The organism is Streptomyces axinellae (assembly GCF_039532135.1).
GTDB classification, from domain to species: Bacteria; Actinomycetota; Actinomycetes; order Streptomycetales; family Streptomycetaceae; genus Streptomyces; species Streptomyces axinellae.
The window spans coordinates 425,421-444,784 of the sequence record NZ_BAAARJ010000002.1; the positions used below are offsets into that span (position 1 = coordinate 425,421).

Here is a 19,364-nt window from a genome sequence, read left to right on the forward strand (position 1 = left end):
GACAACGCCCGGATCTCAGGCAGTGGATCTGCCGTCGATCCGGGCGAGGTCGTCGTCCGCGCCGTATGGCTGAAGGTAGGGCAGCCAGCGCGGGTCCCTATGCCCCGTGCCGATGATGCGCCAGGCGAGGCCGGAGGGCGGCGCGGGTTGATGGCGCAACCGCCAGCCCAGCTCCGCCACATGGTGGTCCGCCTTCACATGGTTGCAGCGGCGGCAGGCCGCCACGACGTTCTCCCAGGCGTGGGCCCCTCCCCTGCTGCGCGGGATGACATGATCGACGCTGGTTGCGACGCCACCGCAGTAGGCGCAGCGTCCGCCGTCCCTGGCGAACAGCGCGCGGCGCGTGAGCGGGACGGCGCCGCGGAAGGGCACCCTCACGAACCGCTTGAGGCGGACGACACTCGGGGCGGGTATGACGTGGGTCGCGCTGCGCATCAGTGCGCCGGAGTCCTCCAGGCTGACCGCCTTTTCGTTGAGGACGAGGATGAGCGCGCGCCGGAGTGGTACGACGCCCAGTGGCTCGTACGACGCGTTGAGGACCAGGACATGCGGCACGGTGCCTCCTTGTACGTCGGCGGCGCGTGGCTCGCGCCGGGACGATCTCCCCTCAGTGTGTCCCGTGCCCTGGTCACTTCGCCACCACGACCGGGCAACCCGTCGAGCGTGTTTTGGACCACACCCGCTGCTTCCCGTGCCGGAACAGGCTCCCCCCTCGAATACCTGATCCCATACTGCTCAGTGACAACAAATGTGAAGGCTCTGCGCCGTTAGTGTGGTCGCGGCATCCGGACGCCCGCCTCCACGGATCTGACTCGCACGGAAGGTCACCCCTGTGTATTGGCTGCTCAGCGCCTCCCCTTCGCCCGACGGCCCGCAGGCGCCGCGCTCCTTGCAGGACGCTCAGAAGTCCGCCGACGAGGCCGCCGGATGGTTCCAGGAGAACTGGTCGGACTGGCTGGCGACCGGGGTGCGGATCGTCTTCGTCTGCGTTGTCGCCGTGGTGCTGCGCTACGTCATCCGGCGCGCCATCACCAAGCTCATAGCCCGGATGAACCGCAGGGCCGAGGTCGTGGACAGCGGCAACGCGCTGCGCGGGCTGCTGGTGAACGGCGAGCGCAGAAGGCAGCGCTCCGAGGCCATCGGCTCCATCCTGCGCAGCGTCGCCTCGTTCGTAATCCTGGGCACCGCCGCGCTGACCGTGCTCTCCGGGCTCGGCATCAACCTCGCTCCGCTGCTGGCCAGCGCGGGTGTGGCGGGCGTAGCACTGGGCTTCGGCGCCCGCAACCTGGTGACCGACGTACTGGCGGGCATGTTCATGCTGCTGGAGGACCAGTACGGGGTGGGTGACCGGGTCGATGTGGGCGAGGCGTCCGGCGTCGTCATGGAGATCGGGCTGCGGGTGACGCAGCTGCGCGGCGACGGCGGCGAGATCTGGTACATCCGCAACGGCGAGATCAAGCGCGTCGGCAACCTCAGCCAGGGCTGGGCCATGGCGATGCTCGACGTCCAGGTGCGCTCCGGTGAGGACCTGGAAGAGGTACGGACCGCGATCGTCACGGCGGGCGAGGAGATGAGCGAGGAGAGCCCGTGGGACGAGGTCCTCTGGGAGCCCGTCGAGGTGCTGGGGCTGGATGAGGTGACGCTGGATTCCATGGTGCTGCGGGTGTCGGCCAAGACGATGCCCGGCAAGAGCCTGGGCGCCGAGCGGGAACTGCGCTGGCGCATCAAGAAGGCGCTGGACGCGCGCGGCATCGAGATCGTGGACGACCACGCCCTGGCCCTCCAGGCCACCCGCCCGGCCGTCCCGCTGGACAAGGGCGACGGCATCCCCTTCCAACAGCGCTGAGCGCAGCCCCCTGGCGGGGGTCTCCAGTGGAGGCGCCCCGCTCTTCGGGCCTGACGGAACAGGGCCGCCCCGGCGTGCGCTCGCGCCGCCCCGGCGCGTGGTTGCTCGCGCGCGCCGGCCGGATCGCTCCCGGCCCCGTACCGGAAAGGGCTCCTCCGGCGCCGCGCGCGCCGCTCCCGCACTCCGCGCCCCCACAACCCCCGGGAGACGAAGGCCCGTTGACGGGGCCCGGGTGTGGTCCTACCGTCCCGCTACGGAGGGGAGGCCCTCCTGACGATTTCCAAGGGATGTTCAAAGGGGCTGTTCCCAAGGGTGCGGGGCCCACGGGCGGGCCCGTTCCCCGGGAAGGCCGCGACCACAACGACATCAACTCGGCTGCCGTGGCCGAGCGCTGAGCGGTCTTCGGCGAAGGCCCGCCCGGACAGGAGTCAAGGGATCGTGCGACTTTCCGTAGTGGGTGGCGGCTCGACCTACACCCCCGAACTCATCGACGGCTTCGCCCGGCTGCGCGACACCCTGCCGGTCACCGAACTCGTGCTGATCGACCCGGACACGGACCGTTCGGAGCGGGTCTCCGGCCTGGCCCGCCGCATCTTCTCCCGCCTGGGCCACCCCGGGACGGTCACCACGACCGCCGACCTGGAAGCGGGCGTCGAAGGCGCGGACGCGGTGCTCATCCAGTTGCGCGTCGGCGGCCAGGCGGCCCGCGCACAGGATGAGACCTGGCCCCTGGAGTGCGGCTGCATCGGCCAGGAGACCACCGGCGCGGGCGGGCTCGCCAAGGCGCTGCGCACCGTTCCGGTCGTCCTGGACATCGCCGAACGGGTGCGTACCGTCGCACCGGATGCCTGGATCATCGACTTCACCAACCCCGTCGGCATCGTCACCCGGGCCCTGCTCTCCGCAGGCCACAAGGCCGTGGGGCTGTGCAATGTGGCCATCCATCTCCAGCGCACCTTCGCCGACCTGCTGGAAGTGCCGCCCGAACGCGTGCATCTGGAGCACTACGGACTCAACCACCTCACCTGGGAGCTGGGCGTACGCCTCGGCGGACCGGATGGCGAGCAGATACTCCCCGGGCTCCTCGCCGAACACGGCCACCGGATAGCCGAACATCTGCGGCTCCCCGAGGCCGTGCTGGAACGCCTCGGCGTGGTGCCCTCGTACTACCTGCGCTACTACTACGCGCACGACGCCGTCGTGGACGAGCTGCGTACCAAGCCCTCCCGGGCCGCCGAGGTGGCCGCCATGGAGCGCCAGTTGCTGGAGATGTACGCGGACCCGGCGCTGGCGCACAAGCCCGAACTGCTGGCCGAGCGGGGCGGCGCGTTCTACTCGGAGGCGGCGGTCGCCCTGGCGGCCTCGCTGCTCGGCTCCGGGCAGGAGGCGAGCGTGCAGGTGGTGAACGCGCTCAACAACGGGACGCTGCCCTTCCTCCCGGACGACGCGGTGGTGGAGGTACCCGCGCGGGTCTCCGGCCAGGGACCCGTGCCCCTGGCGGCGCCGGAACTCGATCCGCTGTTCGCCGGTCTGGTCTCGCATGTGACCGCATACGAGCGGCTCGCGCTGGAGGCCGCGCTGCACGGCGGCCGGGCCCGGGTCTTCAAGGCGCTGCTGGCCCACCCCCTCATCGGGCAGTACGACCGTGCCGAACGGCTGACCGACCTCCTGCTCGCCCACAACCGGGAGCACCTCGCGTGGGCATGAGCCGCCCCGCCCGGTCCGGCGCGCCCTGCCTGGCGATCGACGCGGGCAACAGCAAGACCGACGTGGCCGTCGTCGGCCTCGACGGGAGTGTCCTGGGCTCGGCGCGCGGAGGCGGCTTCCAGCCGCCCTCGGTGGGCGTCGAGGCCGCCATGGCGGCGCTGGGCGCCACCGTGGAGCGGGCCGCCGCCGACGCCGGGCTGCCGACGGGCGCGCCCGGCCGCTTCGGACAGGTGGCCGCCTGTCTGGCCAACGCCGACCTGCCGTGCGAGGAGCGGGAGTTGCGGGAGGCCGTCGCCGCGCGCGGCTGGGGCGAGGCCGCGCAGGTGATGAACGACACCTTCGCGATCCTGCGCGCGGGATCGCCCGACGACGGTTCGCCGCGGCACGGCGTGGCCGTCGTGTGCGGCGCGGGCATCAACTGCGTGGGCAGTGCCGGGGACGGCCGTGTCCACCGCTTCCCCGCCGTCGGCGGGCTGTCCGGGGACTGGGGCGGCGGCGGGGGCCTGGCCGACGCGGCGCTGTGGCACGCGGCCCGCGCCGAGGACGGCCGGGGCGGCCCGACCGCGCTGGCGCGAGCGCTGCCCGCGCACTTCGGGCTGTCCTCGATGCGGGCGCTCATAGCGGCGCTGCACCTGCGCGAGATTCCGGGCGCCCGCCGCCACGAGCTGCCCCCGCTCCTGTTCGAGGCGGCGCGGGGCGGCGACGGCATCGCCCTCGCGCTGGTGCACCGGCAGGCCGAGGAGATCGCCTCCCTCGTGGCGGTCACCCTCGACCGCTTGGACCTGCTGGAGACCGAAACCCCCGTCCACCTGGGCGGCGGCATCCTGACGGCGGACCAGGAGCTGTTGGATGACGGACTTGCGGAGCTGCTGGCGCAGCGCGCCCCCAGGGCCGTCCCGCACACCGTCCACGCGCCGCCGATCCTGGGCGCGGGCCTGCTGGCCCTGGACCGCGTCCAGGCCGGCGAGAGGGCCCACGCCCGGCTGCGCGCTACGTACGGTGCAGCGTGATCGTCGTCCAGGCGCCGACGTGCACCCGGTCGCCGTCCTTGAGAGGAACGGGGACGTAGGGCTGGATCGGGTCCTCGGCGCCGTTGATGGTGGTGCCGTTGGTGGAGTCCTGATCGACGACCGACCAGGTGCCGTCGGGCTGCTGGACCAGGACGGCGTGCTGGTGGGAGACGCCCGGGTCCTCCGGGGCCCGGCCCAGGTCGATGTCGGGGGCCTCGCCCGTGGAGGCGCGGCGGCGGCCGATGGTGATCTGCGGCCCGGTCAGCGGAAGCTGCTGCTCCGGTGAGTAGGCGGGCAGGTTGAGCGCGGCGGCCTCGGGGCCGCTGCGCCCCATCATCGCCGTGAAGTACCCGCGGTCCGGCGCGATCACCGCCATCCAGGGACCGCCCGGCTGCTGACCGGAGGGACGGCCGAAGTCGGGCTGCTGCTGCCCGTACTCATCCGGCCTGCCGTAGTCGCCGCCCGGCTGTCCGTACTCCTGCCGCCCGCCCTGGCCCTGCTGCGGGAACTCGGCGGGCTGTCCCGGGCCGCCCTGCTGCGGCGGGGCGCCAGGCGCACCCGGCGCTCCGGGAGCCGCCTGGCCGCCCATGCCGGGCAGGCCCGGCGGACCGGGCTGACGCGGGGGCTGCGGACCCTCGGGTGCCTGGGGCTGTTGTGGCTGGAGAGGTGGCGCGGGGGCCGACGGCGCGGCGGCTGCGGCCTGCTGCTGCTCCACGGAGCCGGGCGGGGAGAGCACCCAGTCGCCGCTCGACTGGGCGGACTGCTGCTCCCCGCTGTACGGGAAGAGCGGTTCGGCGGGACGATGCAGCTCGGAGGGCTGGGAGCGCTCGTACTCGAAGCCCTGCGGGTCCTGGCCGGGACCGCCGTGCCCTGCCCCCTGTCCGTTGGCGGGCGCGCCGGGGTAGGGCTGCATCGGCTGCCCGCCCTGGTGCGGGACCGACGGCTGGTGCTGATGCTGGTGCTGTCCCTGTCCCTGTCCCTGTCCCTGGCCCGGGATCTGCGGGCCTGGGCCTTGGGGACCCGGACCCTGGGGACCCGGACCTTGAGGGCCGGGGCCCGCGCTCTGGCCGGGGAAGCCGCCGGGGGCGCCCTGACCGCCGCCGGGCGCGCCCGGATGCTGGCCGGCCGGGGGCGCGTAGGTGGTCGGCGAGTGGGTCAGGAAGTTGTAGCGGCACCCCTCGCAGAAGGGCGCCTGCATCTCCCGGGGCGTGCCGCACTGCGGGCACAGCTCCGCCTGGGACTGCTGCTGGCCGGGCCCCTGTTCGGGGGCGCCCTGGCCGGGGCCCGGGTATCCGTAGCCGCCAGGCGCGCCGGGCGGCTGAGGAGGCGGCGGTACGGCACCAGCGGGCGCGGCGGGTGCGCCGGTCATGCGGTGACCGCAGACCTCGCACCAGTCGTCGGCCGCCGACTGGTGACCGTTCGGGCAAGTCGGCATGGTGAGTGCCTCCCCCTCCGTACTCCTGTTTCTTCCGCTACTTCTTTACGCGGACGGTCTTCGTGGACCGCGTCTCCAGCGTCATCTCATCGGCTTCGGCGACCTTCGCCTTCAGTCGAACAGTACCCGTCGCGGCATCCACCACGTCCACCACCTTCGAAAGCAGTTTCGCAGTATCCGCGTTCCCAGAGGCGCTCGCCAACTGCACGGCACGTCCGAGTTTGGCGGTCGCTCCCGCTTCGTCCCCGGACTTTCGCATATCGAGACCGGCCTGGATCACCTGGGCCAGCTCCGCCTGCCCCGTGTAGTGCGCGACCTGCGGGTTGATGGACGTGGTGGCGACCATGTCATCGGTCCACACCGCCCGGATCAGTCCCTGCGAGAGGGTTTGCGGAGTGCCTCCGTCCGGAGCGGGGAGAATCAGCGAGGCGCGCGCCGCGAGCATCTCCTGGCCGACGCCTGCCGCGGGGACCTCCACACATACGTGGTAGTCGCGCGACTCGTCACCCCATGACCCCGTCGGGTAGTCCCCCGCGCGGGGGCCGGACTGGGTGCGCCGCCCGGTCAGGTCCTCCACCGTGGGGGCGACCTGCTTGACGAACTTGACCTCGGAGCCCAGCGGGGTCCACAGGCGCAGCGCCACGTCGGCGACCTCTTTGCCCATGGCGTTCTCCATCATCTGCGTGAAGTCCGCCGCCAGGCCCCCGGGGTCGGCCACGATGTCGGCGGTGCCGAGCAGCGCCGAGGCGATGCCGGTGACCTCCTTGACCTCCCAGTCGGTGCCCACACCCCGCGCGTCACAGGTGAACCGCCCCGCGCAGGCGTCCAGCGCGGCCCTCAGGTCCTCGGGCTTCTCGTGCTCGTTGCGCCCGTCTGTGAGCAGGATTCCGTGCCGGATGGCGGCGTCGGAGGAGGAGAGGAGCTGATCGGCCAGTTTCAGCCACGTCCCGATGGCGGTGCCGCCGGATGCCGAGAGGGAGCGCAGCGCGTCCTTGGCCTCGGCGCGGGTGGCGGCGTCCGCCGTGGCGAGCCCGCCCTCCCCGGGGAAGACCTCCTTGGCCTGGTGGGTCCCGGCCACGACCGCGAAGGCCACGCCGTCCCTGAGCGTGTCGATGGCCGCTGCCGTGGCCGCCCGCGCGTTGCGCATCTTGACCGGCGGATAGTCCATGGAGCCCGAGCAGTCGACCATGATGACGACGGCGGCGTTCGCCCCCTCGGCCGCCGCGGCCCGCCCCGGGTCCGGGATCCGCAGCGGCCGGCCGCCCAGAGTGCCGCCGCCCGTGGCGGTGACGGTGACGATCGCATTGACCTCGCGCGCGCCCTCGGGCAGGTACTCGTTCTGGTAGACGTCCACCGAGAAGCGCGGCGTGTTCGACTTGCTGAAGTTGGCCATGTGTTCCGCTCCAGAATGCTCTACGGCGACAAGTAGACAAAGGCACGGCAAGGGGAAAAAGGGAGGGCAAGCGCGCAGCCGCCGCCGTACTTCCCCCCGTCAGCTCCAGGACGGCCCCTGCACCCGGCCCCGGCGCGAAGCCCCCCGCGTCGCACCCCCCGTATCAGGCCGATCCTGCCCGCCCGCGCTGCGCGGGGAACGGGACGACGGCCACTGTTACGTTGTCGTGCCCGCCGCCGTCCAGCGCGTAGCCGACCAAGTGCTGCGCCGAATGCAGCGGCCTCGCCAGGGCATCGGGCGGCACCGCGGCGGCCATCTCCTCCGCCGACTCCGCGTAGTTCCACAGCCCGTCCGTGCAGACCACGACCACACCCGGCCGGTCCGGCTTGAACGAGGCGGTGTGCGGGTCGAGTTCGTAGGCGTCGGCGCCGAGCCAGCCGGTGATGGCGTGGGCTCGGGAGTCCGCGTACGCCTCGGCCTCGTTCATCAGCCCGGCGGCCACCATCTGCGCGGCCCACGAGTCGTCCTCCGTCAGCCGGGCGGCCTGCGCCGTGCGGTCGTCGGGGATCCAGTAGGCCCTGCTGTCGCCGACCCAGCCGACGGTGAGGATCCCCTCGGCGGTCAGCGCGCTGACGATGGTGCACGCGGGCGCGTTCTTGGAAGGCTCCACAGGGCCGTCCTTCGCCAGCGCGTTGACCGCCTCGGCGGCGGCGATCAGCGCGTCGTGCATCGCCTGCTGCGGGTGGCAGCCGCGCGGCAGCGCGGCGCGCAGCGAGACGCTGGCCGCCTCGGCCGCCGCCGCCGACGCCTCGTCGGGGCGGGTGGCGGAGGACACGCCGTCGCAGATGACGGCGATCGTGGCGGGGCGGCCCTCGGCCGTCTCGGTCTCGGTGACGGCGTAGAAGTCCTCGTTGCGGTGGTGGCGCAGCCCCCGGTCGCTGGCCGCCGCGACGGTGTCCAGCGCCGATTCCATGTGGTCGCGCTCGCGGGGCTGTTTGTGGCCGCAGTGCTCGCAGTAGCCGTCGTCGTCGATGGTGCCGGTGCCGCAGGCCACACAGGTGGGGCCGAGTGCCTCGGGCCCGCTGGAGAGCCCGCCGGGCGGCTGCCCGTTGTGCGGCTCTCCGCTGGGCGCGGCGCCGCCCGGCTCGTCCACGGCGGTGCGGGGGTCGGCGGTACGCGGATCGGGGGTGCCGGGGCCGGGCGAGGTGGCGCCGGGGTCGCCGGGCGGCGGCAGCGTGTAGTCCGGCTCGGCCGGTGTCGGCCCGGTCGGCGCCGGGACAGCCGGTGGCGGGGGCGTGGGAGCGGGCACGCTTCCCCAGGCGCCCGGGCCCGCACCCGCGTCACCGGCCCTCATGTCGCCGGAACCCACGGCCCCGGCGCTCGCGGCACCGGAACCCGCGGTACCGGAACCGGAACCCGCCGCACCGGAACCGCCGGAGCCACCGGCGCCGGAACCCACGACGCGGGCCACCGCGGGGCCGGCCCCGTTGCGGTCCGGCGTCCCGCCGTCGCCGGCCGGTCCGGCGGCACCGGCGCCGTGGGCCGCCGCGGCCACCAGGTCGGTGCCGCAGGCGCCGCAGAAGCGGTCGCCCTCCTCAAGCGGCTCCGCGCAGCTGGGGCACACGGACAGTTGGTCGAGCTGTGGCATCGTCACACCCACGTCCTGGGGCGGAAGCGGTTGGCCCGTTCCACCAGTTCGATCCTTTCAGTACCAGTCTGCGCGAGGCGGGCGAGCAGCCGGTAGGAGCGCTCCAGTCCGAAGCGCAGCCCCTCCTCGGTGAGAGGGCAGCCCAGCAGCCGTGCGGCGCCGGGCGGGGCACCAGGTGCGGCGCCGGGAGCGCCGCCGCCGGGGCCCTGTTGGGACAGCACCCAATCGAGCGCGCAGCCGAGCACCTCGGTGGTCAGCTCTTCCCTGCGCACCGCGTCCAGACCGACGTGCTGGAGGTCCGCCACCTGGCGCGCGGCGGCTTCCAGGTCGGCCAGCAGCGGCTCGTGGGGCGAGCGCTGCCGAAGCCTGGCGCGCACGGCGGCCACCCGGGCGGCCGTGAAGTGGATGGACGCCTCCGGCACCGACTCCAGCGCCCCCACGGCGCCAGGCCGGTCGCCCGCCGCGAGCCGCACCCGCGCCAGCCCGAAGGCCGCGCTCACATACGCGGGATCGGTCGTCCACACCAGGCGGTAGTACTCGGCGGCGTTGTCGAGCTGGCCCAGCACCTCGGCGCAGATGCCGAGCGCCAGCTTGGGCGCCGGTTCGCCGGGAAAAGCGTCGTATACGGCGTCGAAGGAGAGTGCTGCGGTCTCCTTGTCGCCACTCACCAGGGACGACAGACCGCGATACCACACCACTCGCCAGTCATCGGCGTGCCGGGCCTCCAGGGCATCCAGTGCCTCGGCGGCCGTGGCCGCGCCCCGCGCCGGGGCCTTGCCCTGGATGCCGGTCGGCGCGGCGGGGTCGCCCATCTCCAGCCGCGCGCGCAGCTCGCGCAGCCGCAGCTCCAGGGAGTCGGCCGGGGCGTTCTCCAGTGCGCTGAGCAGCTCGGCAGGCGCCGACGCCAGCAGCCCGGCGAGGAAGCCCGCGTTGGGGTCGGCGGGGTCCACCCGCGGTACGGGAAGCGCCATCGCCGTGAGCCGGGCCTGGAGCGGCACCAGTGAGATCCCGGGCGCCGCGGCCCCGTGGGGGGACGCGGGCACGGCGGAGAGCCCGTCGGACTCCTGGAGCGGAGCGGGGTCCTGGGACCCGGTCCGGCCCGGCACCGGGCTCTGGCCCGGCACCGGCGCCTGGCCCGGGAGCTGGGCGGGGGCCGCCGCAACCGCGACCGGCGCGGGCCCCCCGGGCACGCGCGGGACGCCAGGCGCACCGGAGACACCGGCCGCGCCCGCGGGCGCCCGCCGTCTGCCCCGGCGACCGGGCCCGGCAGCCGTCTCCCGGGCGCCCAGCAGCGAGGCGTCACCGGAGAGCTGGGCGAGCAGCGCCGTGTCCACGACGCGCAGTTCGGGTCCGAAGAGCGTGGACAAGGCGGGCCTCGGCCTGCCCGTCTGGACGGCGACGACCTCGCGCAGCACGCCCAGCAGCTGCGCGGCCATCTCCTCGGCGGAGGAGAAGCGGCGCTGCGGGTCCGGGTCGGTCGCGCGCACGAGGAAGCGGTAGAAGGACTCGTACTTCTGGAAGACGTCGATGTTCTCCGGCTCGGGCAGGCTGTCGACGTAGACGTTGGTGTAGCCCTGGAAGTCGAACGTGAGGACGGCCAGCGTGCGGGCCACCGTGTAGAGGTCGGAGGCGACCGAGGCGCCCTCCTCGGCGACTTCCGGCGCCTGGTATCCGACGGTGCCGTAGATGGCGCTGTCGTCGTCGTCCATCCGGCGCACCGCGCCCATATCGATCAGTTTGAGCTGATCGGCCTGCTGTATGGCGTTGTCCACCTTGAAGTCGCAGTACAGCAGATTGCGGCTGTGCAGGTGCCCGAGCGCCTCCAGCGCCTCGATGCCGTACGCGCACGCCTGCTCGACCGGGAGCGGGTCCCGCCTGCCGTCGGACGTACGGCGCTCGTTGGCGATCTCCTTGAGGGACTTGCCGCCGACGTACTCCATGACGATGTAGCCGTCGAGGCTGCCGGTGCGCTGGTCGAGGTGCTCGACGAAGTTGTAGATCCGCACGATGTTGGAGTGCTCGATCTCGGCCAGGAAGCGCCGCTCGGCGATGGCGGCGGCCATGGCGTCCTCGTCTCCGGTGTCCAGCAGGCCCTTGAGCACCACCCAGCGGTCGGAGACGGCGTGGTCCATGGCGAGGTAGACCCAGCCCAGCCCGCCGTGTGCCAGGCAGCCCACCACCTCGTACTGGCCGTGGACGATGTCGCCGGTGCTGAGCTTGGGCACGAAGGAGTACGGGTGGCCGCACTTGGTGCAGTAGCCCTCGGTGCGCCCCTGCCGCTCGCCGCGCGAGCGGCCGACCGCGGCCCCGCAGTCGCTGTTGCTGCAAAAGCGCTTGCGCTCGGGGACCTCCGGATTCTCCAGCACGACCGTGGCGGGATCGGGCCTGGCCACATCGGGCACCTGCACGAGCCCGGCGCCCAGCCGGCCGCGCGAGGAACTCTTCGCGGAGGATCCGGCGCGCACCGAGACGGACCGGGTCGAGACGCGCCCGGACAGCGAGCGCGAGAGCCTGCCGGAGACCGAACGGCGGGAGGACTGGGAGCGTGCGGAGGTGCGCGCCGAGGCGCGCGAGGACGATCCCGAGCGCGCCGAACCGGAGGAGCGACTGCCGCGCGCCGCGCTCGTCAGGCCGGTCGGTGTGGCGCCGAGCAGCCCGCCGGACGCCACCACGGGTGCGAGCCCGCAGGTGTCGCAGTACAACTCGCCTCCGCCCATGTCCTCGTAGGTGCCCTCGCACTGCGGGCGCTGGCACGGTCTGTTCAGCGCGCTCGTCTGCTCGCTCACTCTGCCCCCATGTTCATCGCTCCGCCCGCTTCCCCGTGCTGCCGGGGCACCAGGACGTCCTGTGCGGCCTTCTGGTAGCGCAGCACCGCGTCCTCGGCGGCGCGCAGGTCGCATGGCGCGCTCCACAGCATCCGGCGCGCCGCGTCGTAGCGCTCGATCAGAATGCGGTCCTCGGCCATGCCGTGCCGCGCGACCTTCGCCTTGTACGCGTCCAGCCGGCCGCGCAGTTCGGCACGTACCGCCAGCGGCGCGGTGACGGCCGACAGCTGGTCGCGGGCGCGCTCCAGCTCCTCCTCGGCGCGCAGTTCCAGGCTCTCCAGCAGCGGGGAGAGCCGGTGCCACCGCGCGTGCCTGCGGTGCTCGGCGGCGGTGGTGAGCTGCTCCTGGAGCGCGGTGGGCGGGCCGCTGACGGCGGGCACCTCGGATGCCGCGATCTTCGCCAGCACCTCACCGCGCGCCGAGCGGGCCTCGGCCAGGGTGCGATCGGCGCGCGAGAGCACGTCGCGCAGCTTCATCAGCCGCTGTTCGGCGTCCTGGCGCACCGCGAGCACGGCGTCGATCTCGCGCCGCACCTCCTCCAGGGCCCGCGCCGCCGCGTCATAGCGGGTGGTGTTGGGACGGCCGCCGCCCGGGGCGCTGCTTCCTCCGGTGGGCGTCCAGAAGGCGAGCGGGTCGCGGAGCACCTCGGCGCGCAGCGCGGTCAGCTCGGCCGTGGTGCGCTCCAGATCGTCGGCTGCCGGATGCTCGCCAGGGCGTACGCCGACCGAGTGCGCCAGGGAGCGTACCCGGCCCAGTTCGGCGGCCAGGAGGTCGATCCGCGCGGGCAGCGCCGACCACACGGAATCGGCGGCGGCGACGACGTCCAGGGCCTGCGCGTACCAGTCGTTCATCCGGTCCACGAGTTGACTGAGGGTCAGTTCTTCGGCGAGCTTGGGGGCTTCGGTCAGCCCCGCGCCACCGGAGCCGGTGGCTCCGGCAGTGCCGACCTGGCCGAGGGCTCCGCCGGAGACGGTGAGCGTGCCGCGCAGCAGCCGGGTCAGCTCCACGAGGTCGTCCCGGCTGGGCCAGCGGCGCCGCTCCCGCAGCTCGCGCGCCGCCTTCAGGGTGCGGGAGTAGGTCTCGAACCCGTTCCACAGCAGGGTGATGGCCGCCTCGGCGCGCGCCCAGCGGCGCTCGGTGGTGCCGGAGAGCTGGGCGCCTTCGAGCAGCCTGCGCCCCGCGTGGTCCTGGAGCGCCAGCAGGGACGACTCGACCGCCTCGTGCTCGGCGTCAAGGCGCCCCAGAGCACGGTCGGCCTCCTCCCGGCTCATCACCGGTCCGGTGGGTCCCGCGGGCCCCATCAATCACCTCGCTGTTTCTCTCGTACGGATGGCCCCGTGCGGCTCAGTGGTGCCGGGGCACCGGGTCAGTCGCGGTAGAGCGCCTTCGGCGGTGAGGGCTTCTTGTCCTCCGTACCCATCATGTCGTCGGCCAGCCAACGGTCGTAGGAGGTCCGCCATCCGCTCTTGCGGAAGTCCCCCAGCACCTTGTTGACCCGCCGGACGAGGTCCTTGTCCTTGAGGTTCATCGCGACACCGTACGGCTCCACCGTCTCCGGCTCACCGATGAGTTCGACGGAGGGGTCCTGCGCGGCCTGCCCCGCGCCCAGGGCGCTGTCGGTGACCGTGGCATCGGCCTCCCCGAGCTGGAGGCGCACCAGGCAGTCGAGCTGGTTGGGCACCACGACCGGCTTCGCGCCCAGCGCCCGGTAGTTGGGGGATTTCATCATCGACTCGGCGGTGGAACCGGAGGCGTAGCACACGCGTTTGCCGCGCATGCTCTTGTCGAATCCCTTGACCCGCGCGTTCTTCTTGGGCGCCAGCAGCTGCTGGCCCGCCTCGAAGTAGCCGGTGGAGAAGGCGACCTTGTCGAGGCGGTCACAGGCGATGGTCATCGTGCGGACGACCATGTCCACCTCGCCGCTTTGGATGGCGGGGATGCGCTGGTCGGTCGGGATGGTCTTGTAGGTGACCTTGTCGGCGCCGCCGTCGCCCAGCAGGTCGCGGGCGATGGCCTTGACGAGGTCGATGTCGAAGCCCTCGATGTCACCGGATGCCGGGTCGCGATAGCCCCACAGGTAGCTGTTCTGATCGACGCCGACCACCAGCTTGCCCTTCTTCTTGATGCGCTTGACCGCGGCGCCTTCCGCACCGGACGGCTGGAGGCTCGCCGCCGGATTCTTCCCGTCCGCGCACTTCTCCGGCTTGGGGGCCGCTCCAGGGCGCGCGGCGGACTCCGGCCGCCCGGCCGCGGCGTCCCCGGGGACGGCGCCGCGCCCGTGCGCGCCCGCGCGGGCTTGCGCCCCCGTGCCGCCCCGGGCTTCCGCGCGCCCGCCGGAGGAGGCGCCATGGCCGTTTCCGGCCGTGGACAGCACGGTGGAGCCCAGCACCGCCGCGACGACGGCGAGAACACTCACCATCACCGCGGCCGGCCTACGGCGCGGCCACCGCACGCCGGGGCGCCCGGAGATGCCGCGTACGCCGCCTCCACGCTCTTCCCGCTCCCGGCGCGCCTCGCGCCCCTGGTACCACTGACGCCACTGGTGCCGTCGGCGCTCCTGGTGGCCGTCGCGCTGCTGATGGCCCGAGCCGTTCCGGAATCCCCCGTGCGGGTACCGGCCGTCCTCGCGGTCGCGGTGCTCCTCGTGACCCCCGTGCCATCCCATGGCGTCCCCCCTCACCTGTACTCCGAGAGCCTGCGTCCGATGCCGAGTAGACCAGCCGCCGCTGACAGCACGGCCAGCACCATGGCGCCGATCGCGAGCCCGCCGAACCAGCCCCGGCCGGAGTCGGCCGCCTCCTCGAACTGCCGCTGTTCGTGTGCGCTGGCCTTGCTCAGACTCCGGTCAACCTCGTCGAAGCTCTGACCGGTGCTGTGCTCGGCGCCGATCACCTTGCGCACCGCGGCCTCGTAGTCCCCGCCGTCGTCCCGGGCCCGTGCCTCGGCGTGCCGCTTTTCCCACGTGACGACCGCGTCCTTCGCGTCCTGGACGGCGGAGCGGCCCGCGTCGTCGTCCGCGGCCCGCAGCGCGCCGTTCAGCTCGCCGCCGTCGCCCGCGCTCCCGCCGGCCCTCCCCCCGCCCGCGACGTCCGCCATCTGCTTCTTGTAGCTGTCCTCGTAGGCCGCGCCGCCGCCCCGCGCCACCAGGGTCATGTTCTCGTCGCCGCGTGCCTGGAGGGCGCCGATCCACGCCTCGTTGAGCGCGGCCAGGGAACTGGCCCCCTTGGTGTCCGACTCGCCCAGCCCCGAGGCGGCCATGGCGTGCCCGCCCACCAGCCACACCAGCACCGCCAAGGAGGCGGCCGTCGCACCGAGCAGGCCCTGGTTGAAGACCCGGTTGGTGCGCCGGTAGTTGCGCCGCTGCGCCCAGCCGAGCACGGCCAGCGCGAGGACTCCGGCGCCGATGGCCAGGAGCGGCCAGGACTTGGCGTCCCGGTAGTCGTCGCCGAGCCGCTGGGTCTCGGCCGTGTAGAGCTTGCGTGCGGCCGGGAGGAGTTCGCCGCGCATCTTCGCGTTGGCGTGGCGCAGATACGCGCCGCCCAGCGGAAGTCCCTGCCGGTTGTTGGCGCGTGCGGCCTCGACCAGGCCCGTGTAGACGGGCACGCCACGGTTGAGGACCGCAATCTGGCGCTGCGCGCCGGGCGAGTCGGCCGAGTTGGCAGCCGCGGCGGCCAGCAGCTCGGATGCCTCGCGCACGTCCCGCTCGTACCTGCGGCGCTCCGCGCGGGGCTCGTCGCCGCCCGCGAGGAAGCCGCTGGAGGCCGAGGTGTCCGCGTCGGCGAGCGAGCGGTAGATGCGCGCCGCGTCGGCGCTGAGCGGCTGGCTGTGGTCCACAACGGCGTCCGCCGCCTCGACCCGGTCGGAGACCTGCCACGCCGTCACGGCGCCGAACAGCACGACGAGCGCGGCGACCACGGCGCCGATCAGCCGGAGGCGGCCGGGCTCGGTCGTGGCGGCGGCCCGTATTCGGTGCACGCTCTCGCCCCAGGCAGTACGGCGACCGCCACCCGAAGGAGTGAGCTGAAAGACCGCGTTGGCGCCGTTGTGCGGGTCCGGAGCGCCGCTGCCCGAGGCGGCGCCGCCCGCGACGGGCGCGGGTGACGGCGGTGGTGCCGGTGGTGCGGTCGGCGGTTGTGTCACTGCTGGAGACCTCCCCCTCGGTCGCTGGCAGGCACGCCGCAGGTGTGCTCGGTCCCGCTCACTGTCACCCAGCCCCCGCATCCGGCTTCCCGGCCCGAGCGTCCCCCCGGACGCCCCTGACAACGTGCCTAGGCCCAGCAGTATGGCCGCCGCGTCCGACAGCCACATCGCCCCGGCCGGGATCTTGTTCGGATCGCGACCAACACGAGACGCCGGGCCCGGCCTGCCCGGCCCCGGCCTCATTGTGCCGCCCGGCCCGCCCGGCCTTCGGCCACCGCCCCGTCGGCCGCGCGGCCGGCCGGGCGGCTTCGCGACGCCGCGCCGTCAGCCCGGAGGGTGACGCGTGGGCGAACACCTGCCGGGCCGGGGAACGGAATCCCGCACTGCCTCTCGTTCTTCCCTCACGCGCCGGGCCGCTCCACGGTTCCCCCGCCCGTCTCCTGCGTGCCGGGCAAGGGCCAGGTGTGCGGGCCCTCCGGATCATCCAGCCAGGCCCACTGCCGCCCCGCGCGCACGCTCACTCCGTACCGCTCCCGCACCGGATGGCCGGTCTCCCTCCACAGCGTGTACGCATCGGCCGGGTCCAACTGGCCCTCGGAGAGCACGAGAAGAAAATGGAACTCCTCGCTCTGCTGGGCGTCGCGGGGCACTCCACCAGGCATCCGGCACGCGTACGCCCCGCCGCCGCCCTGAGCACCGTGCGAGGTGACGCCGCGCACGGGGGCGCCCCGCAGCGGGACGAAGAAGGCCGGGGTGGACCGGAAACGGCCCTCGGCCGCGCCGTCCCCCTCCACTCGCAGGGACAGCAGTCCGGTCGCCAGCGGGGTGAGGACGAGCGCGCCGGGCGCACTCTGGGACAGCCACGCCGACGGCACCGACGGGACCGTACAGGTGGCGATGATCCGGTCGTAGGGCGCGTGGGCGCGACACCCTTGCGCGCCGTCCCCGGTGACCACCCGGGGCCGGTATCCCGCCGCCGCCAGGTGACCGCGCGCCGCCTCGGTGATGTCGGGATCCAGATCGACGGTGGTCACATGCGCATCCCCCAGACGGTGGCTGAGCAGCGCCGCGTTGTAACCCGGCCCGGTGCCGATCTCCAGCACGTCCATCCCGGCGCCGACCTCCAAATACCGCAGCATCCGGGCCATCAGCGAAGGCTGGCTGCTGGAGGAGACGAGCCTGCCGTCCCGGATCCGGGTGGCCAGCGGCTGGTCGCGGTAGACACCCTGCCGCCAGCGCGCCCTGCGCCCGGGATCGGGGTCGTCGCACCACAGCCGCTCGTAGTCGCCGCCGGGCCCCGGGGCGTAGTAGTACGGCACGAACAGCTCGCGGGGCACCTCCTCGAAGGCCGCACGCCATTCGGGGTCGGTCAGAAAGCCTCCGGCCTCGATCTCCCGTACGAGGTCCGCTGGTCCAGCCATGTTTCCAATGTGGCGGCAAACATCCGCTCGCGCGAGAGCGGCAGACAAGTTTCGAGTCGCTCGCCCCGCTCCGTGACCGGTCTCGGCCCGAGACCCGCCGCGCCCCGGAGCCGACCGCGGGCCCGCCGCTGCGTAAACCAGACAGGCAGGTACGCGCTGTGACCGGACATCTGCGGATGGCCACGAATGGCCGCTCTGGAGGAGGACCGGCCGTCCGACTGGCCGTCCGACTGCGGGACAGGACTCGGGGAGGCTGCGCAGGGGGACGGCCGCAACCCGGCGGGGGGTGCCCGGGTAGTCGTAGGACCGGGGGCCTCGGCCGGGCTGTCTGCGACCATGGATGAGTGATGGAGATTCCGCGCGGCAGCCTGGAGACGCAGACCTTCTACGAGCAGGTCGGCGGCGAGGACACCTTTCGACGGCTCGTGCGCCGCTTCTACCAGGGCGTTGCCGAAGACCCCCTGCTGAGGCCGATGTACCCGGAAGAGGACCTCGGTCCTGCTGAGGAACGGCTGACGCTCTTCCTGATGCAGTACTGGGGCGGCCCCCGCACCTACAGCGACTCGCGCGGCCACCCCCGGCTGCGGATGCGGCACGTGCCCTTCAAGGTCGATCGGGCAGCGCACGACGCCTGGCTGCGTCACATGCGCGACGCGGTGGACAGCCTGGAGCTGCCGGAGCCGCTGGAAACCAAACTCTGGGACTACCTCGTTTACGCCGCCGGGTCCATGGTCAACTCCGCGGACTGAGCGGACCGGCCGACCCCCGAGCCCCGCACGAACCGGCCCCCGCAGCGGCCTCCGCGCGGCGGGCGGGGGCGGCACCGTCCCGGTAGTGGCCGGGCCCAACAGGCCGCGAGTGTCAGACAGGCGTCACGCTCAGCCCGCCCGCCGCCGCGCCATGGCGCCGCACCAGCACCGACCCGTACGGCGTACGCAGCCGCAGCCACGCGCCGGACTCCAGCAGGCCCGCCGGCTCTTTGCCACGCAGGAACCCGAGTGCGTGTGCCGCGTGCGCGGCGCGCAGCGGCAGCCCGGTGTCCCCCAGCGGCCGGGACCAGATCTCCTCGGCGAGCCCGTCCAGCGCCTCCCGTCCACGCTGCCCGGTGGGCAGTTTCTCCACACGCTCGCGGAACTCGCCGACGGCGGCGGCGGCCACCGAACCCACCGCGTCCACCGGCACCCTGGCGAACTCCCGCCAGCCGCCGCGCGGCGGCAGCAGGCCCGCCCAGGAGGGTCCCGTCACAGCCGCGGGAACGCCGACGGACTCGCGCTCCTCCTCGACCCGCTCCAGCAACTCGCCCGCCGAGACGGTGATATCCAGCTCCAGCGGCTCCAGCAGCCGCCCGATGCGTACGGCCAGCACCTCGAAGCGCGCGGGCTTGGCGAACACCGCCGCCACGCCGCCGCCCGCCTGGATCCTTACGGCAGCGTTCTTCTCCCAGCGCACCAGCCGCCCCAGGAAGGCGGCGAGTCCCGCCGCCTCCCCGGGGTCGGCGAAGATCAGCCGGCTAGCCACTGTGGCTGTCATCGAAGTAGCCCTCCAGGAAGGCACGCTCGGCCGGCGACAGCCGCCGGGGGCGAGCCTCTTCCAGGTTGTACGGCACGACAACGGTCTTCGCCCGCACGTACGGTCCAGTGCCCGGCTCGGCATCCTTGATCTCGTAGGAGAACGTGACCGAGGCGGCGTTGAGTTTCGTCACCCACAGCTCCACCGTCACCGGATCGTGCTGGTGCACAAGCGGGCGCAGGTAGTCGATCTCGTGGCGCGCCACGACCGTGCTGCCCTTGAAGCCCGCCGGGTCGGCTCCCCGCGCCGGCCGGTTCATGAGGTCAATACGCGCCTCCTCCAGATAGCGGAGGTAGACGACGTTGTTGACGTGCCCGAAGGCATCCATGTCCGACCAGCGCAGGGGGCACTGGTAGCTGTGGCGCACGCG

General features: G+C 73.3%; 15 protein-coding genes. 4 read left to right on the forward strand and 11 right to left on the reverse strand.

Annotated features, from left to right (window positions below; all coding sequences use genetic code 11):
• Window positions 1-15: 15 nt before the first annotated feature.
• Window positions 16-555 carry an HNH endonuclease gene (locus ABD339_RS04220; protein WP_344562195.1) on the reverse strand — a complete coding sequence of 180 codons (540 nt, stop codon included), beginning with the start codon at window positions 553-555 and terminating at the stop codon, window positions 16-18.
• 277 nt (window positions 556-832) lie between these two features.
• Here ABD339_RS04220 and ABD339_RS04225 point away from each other — a divergent pair, with 277 nt between their 5' ends.
• The 3 genes from ABD339_RS04225 to ABD339_RS04235 all read left to right on the forward strand — a co-directional run bounded on the left by ABD339_RS04225 (window position 833) and on the right by ABD339_RS04235 (window position 4,563).
• Window positions 833-1,846: a mechanosensitive ion channel family protein gene (locus ABD339_RS04225; protein ID WP_344562197.1), complete on the forward strand. Its 1,014-nt coding sequence runs from the start codon at window positions 833-835 to the stop codon at window positions 1,844-1,846.
• A 438-nt stretch (window positions 1,847-2,284) separates the two neighbouring features.
• The gene (locus ABD339_RS04230; protein ID WP_344562199.1) at window positions 2,285-3,553 is read left to right on the forward strand and encodes a 6-phospho-beta-glucosidase; all 1,269 of its coding nucleotides are present in this window, start codon (window positions 2,285-2,287) and stop codon (window positions 3,551-3,553) included.
• Window positions 3,550-4,563 (forward strand): N-acetylglucosamine kinase, encoded by a 1,014-nt coding sequence (locus ABD339_RS04235; protein WP_344562201.1) that lies wholly within the window; start codon window positions 3,550-3,552, stop codon window positions 4,561-4,563. Before ABD339_RS04230 ends, ABD339_RS04235 begins: the two co-directional genes overlap by 4 nt.
• On the opposite strand, the gene ABD339_RS04240 is transcribed toward ABD339_RS04235, so the two are convergent.
• From ABD339_RS04240 to ABD339_RS04275, 8 genes are all read right to left on the reverse strand, one after another.
• Complete coding sequence (locus ABD339_RS04240; RefSeq protein ID WP_344562203.1) at window positions 4,544-5,998, reverse strand: FHA domain-containing protein; 1,455 nt, start codon at window positions 5,996-5,998, stop codon at window positions 4,544-4,546. The two genes, ABD339_RS04235 and ABD339_RS04240, sit on opposite strands and share 20 nt — an antisense overlap.
• Before the next feature lie 37 nt (window positions 5,999-6,035).
• Window positions 6,036-7,391, reverse strand: coding sequence for a vWA domain-containing protein (locus ABD339_RS04245; RefSeq protein ID WP_344562205.1), 1,356 nt, complete (start codon window positions 7,389-7,391; stop codon window positions 6,036-6,038).
• A 163-nt stretch (window positions 7,392-7,554) separates the two neighbouring features.
• Entirely contained in the window at window positions 7,555-9,039 is a 1,485-nt protein-coding gene (locus ABD339_RS04250) for a PP2C family protein-serine/threonine phosphatase (protein ID WP_344562359.1), read from the reverse strand.
• Between the two features lie 2 nt (window positions 9,040-9,041).
• Window positions 9,042-11,804: a serine/threonine-protein kinase gene (locus ABD339_RS04255; protein ID WP_425575882.1), complete on the reverse strand. Its 2,763-nt coding sequence runs from the start codon at window positions 11,802-11,804 to the stop codon at window positions 9,042-9,044.
• Window positions 11,805-11,821: 17 nt separating this feature from the next.
• Window positions 11,822-13,165 carry a coiled-coil domain-containing protein gene (locus ABD339_RS04260; RefSeq protein ID WP_344562209.1) on the reverse strand — a complete coding sequence of 448 codons (1,344 nt, stop codon included), beginning with the start codon at window positions 13,163-13,165 and terminating at the stop codon, window positions 11,822-11,824.
• A gap of 65 nt (window positions 13,166-13,230) precedes the next feature.
• Entirely contained in the window at window positions 13,231-14,283 is a 1,053-nt protein-coding gene (locus ABD339_RS04265) for a glutamate ABC transporter substrate-binding protein (protein ID WP_344562361.1), read from the reverse strand.
• 257 nt (window positions 14,284-14,540) lie between these two features.
• A complete protein-coding gene (locus ABD339_RS04270; RefSeq protein WP_344562211.1) occupies window positions 14,541-16,004 on the reverse strand; it encodes a hypothetical protein in 1,464 nt (487 codons plus the stop codon).
• A 401-nt stretch (window positions 16,005-16,405) separates the two neighbouring features.
• Window positions 16,406-17,425, reverse strand: a complete 1,020-nt coding sequence (locus tag ABD339_RS04275) for a methyltransferase domain-containing protein (RefSeq protein ID WP_344562213.1) — start codon at window positions 17,423-17,425, stop codon at window positions 16,406-16,408.
• A 344-nt stretch (window positions 17,426-17,769) separates the two neighbouring features.
• Between ABD339_RS04275 and ABD339_RS04280 the strand changes: the two genes are divergently transcribed.
• Window positions 17,770-18,174, forward strand: a complete 405-nt coding sequence (locus ABD339_RS04280) for a globin (protein WP_344562215.1) — start codon at window positions 17,770-17,772, stop codon at window positions 18,172-18,174.
• Between the two features lie 112 nt (window positions 18,175-18,286).
• On the opposite strand, the gene ABD339_RS04285 is transcribed toward ABD339_RS04280, so the two are convergent.
• Window positions 18,287-18,955 carry a DUF8185 domain-containing protein gene (locus ABD339_RS04285; protein WP_344562218.1) on the reverse strand — a complete coding sequence of 223 codons (669 nt, stop codon included), beginning with the start codon at window positions 18,953-18,955 and terminating at the stop codon, window positions 18,287-18,289.
• A complete protein-coding gene (locus ABD339_RS04290) occupies window positions 18,936-19,361 on the reverse strand; it encodes an acyl-CoA thioesterase (protein ID WP_344562220.1) in 426 nt (141 codons plus the stop codon). The genes ABD339_RS04285 and ABD339_RS04290 overlap by 20 nt, the downstream gene beginning before the upstream one ends.
• Window positions 19,362-19,364: the final 3 nt, after the last annotated feature.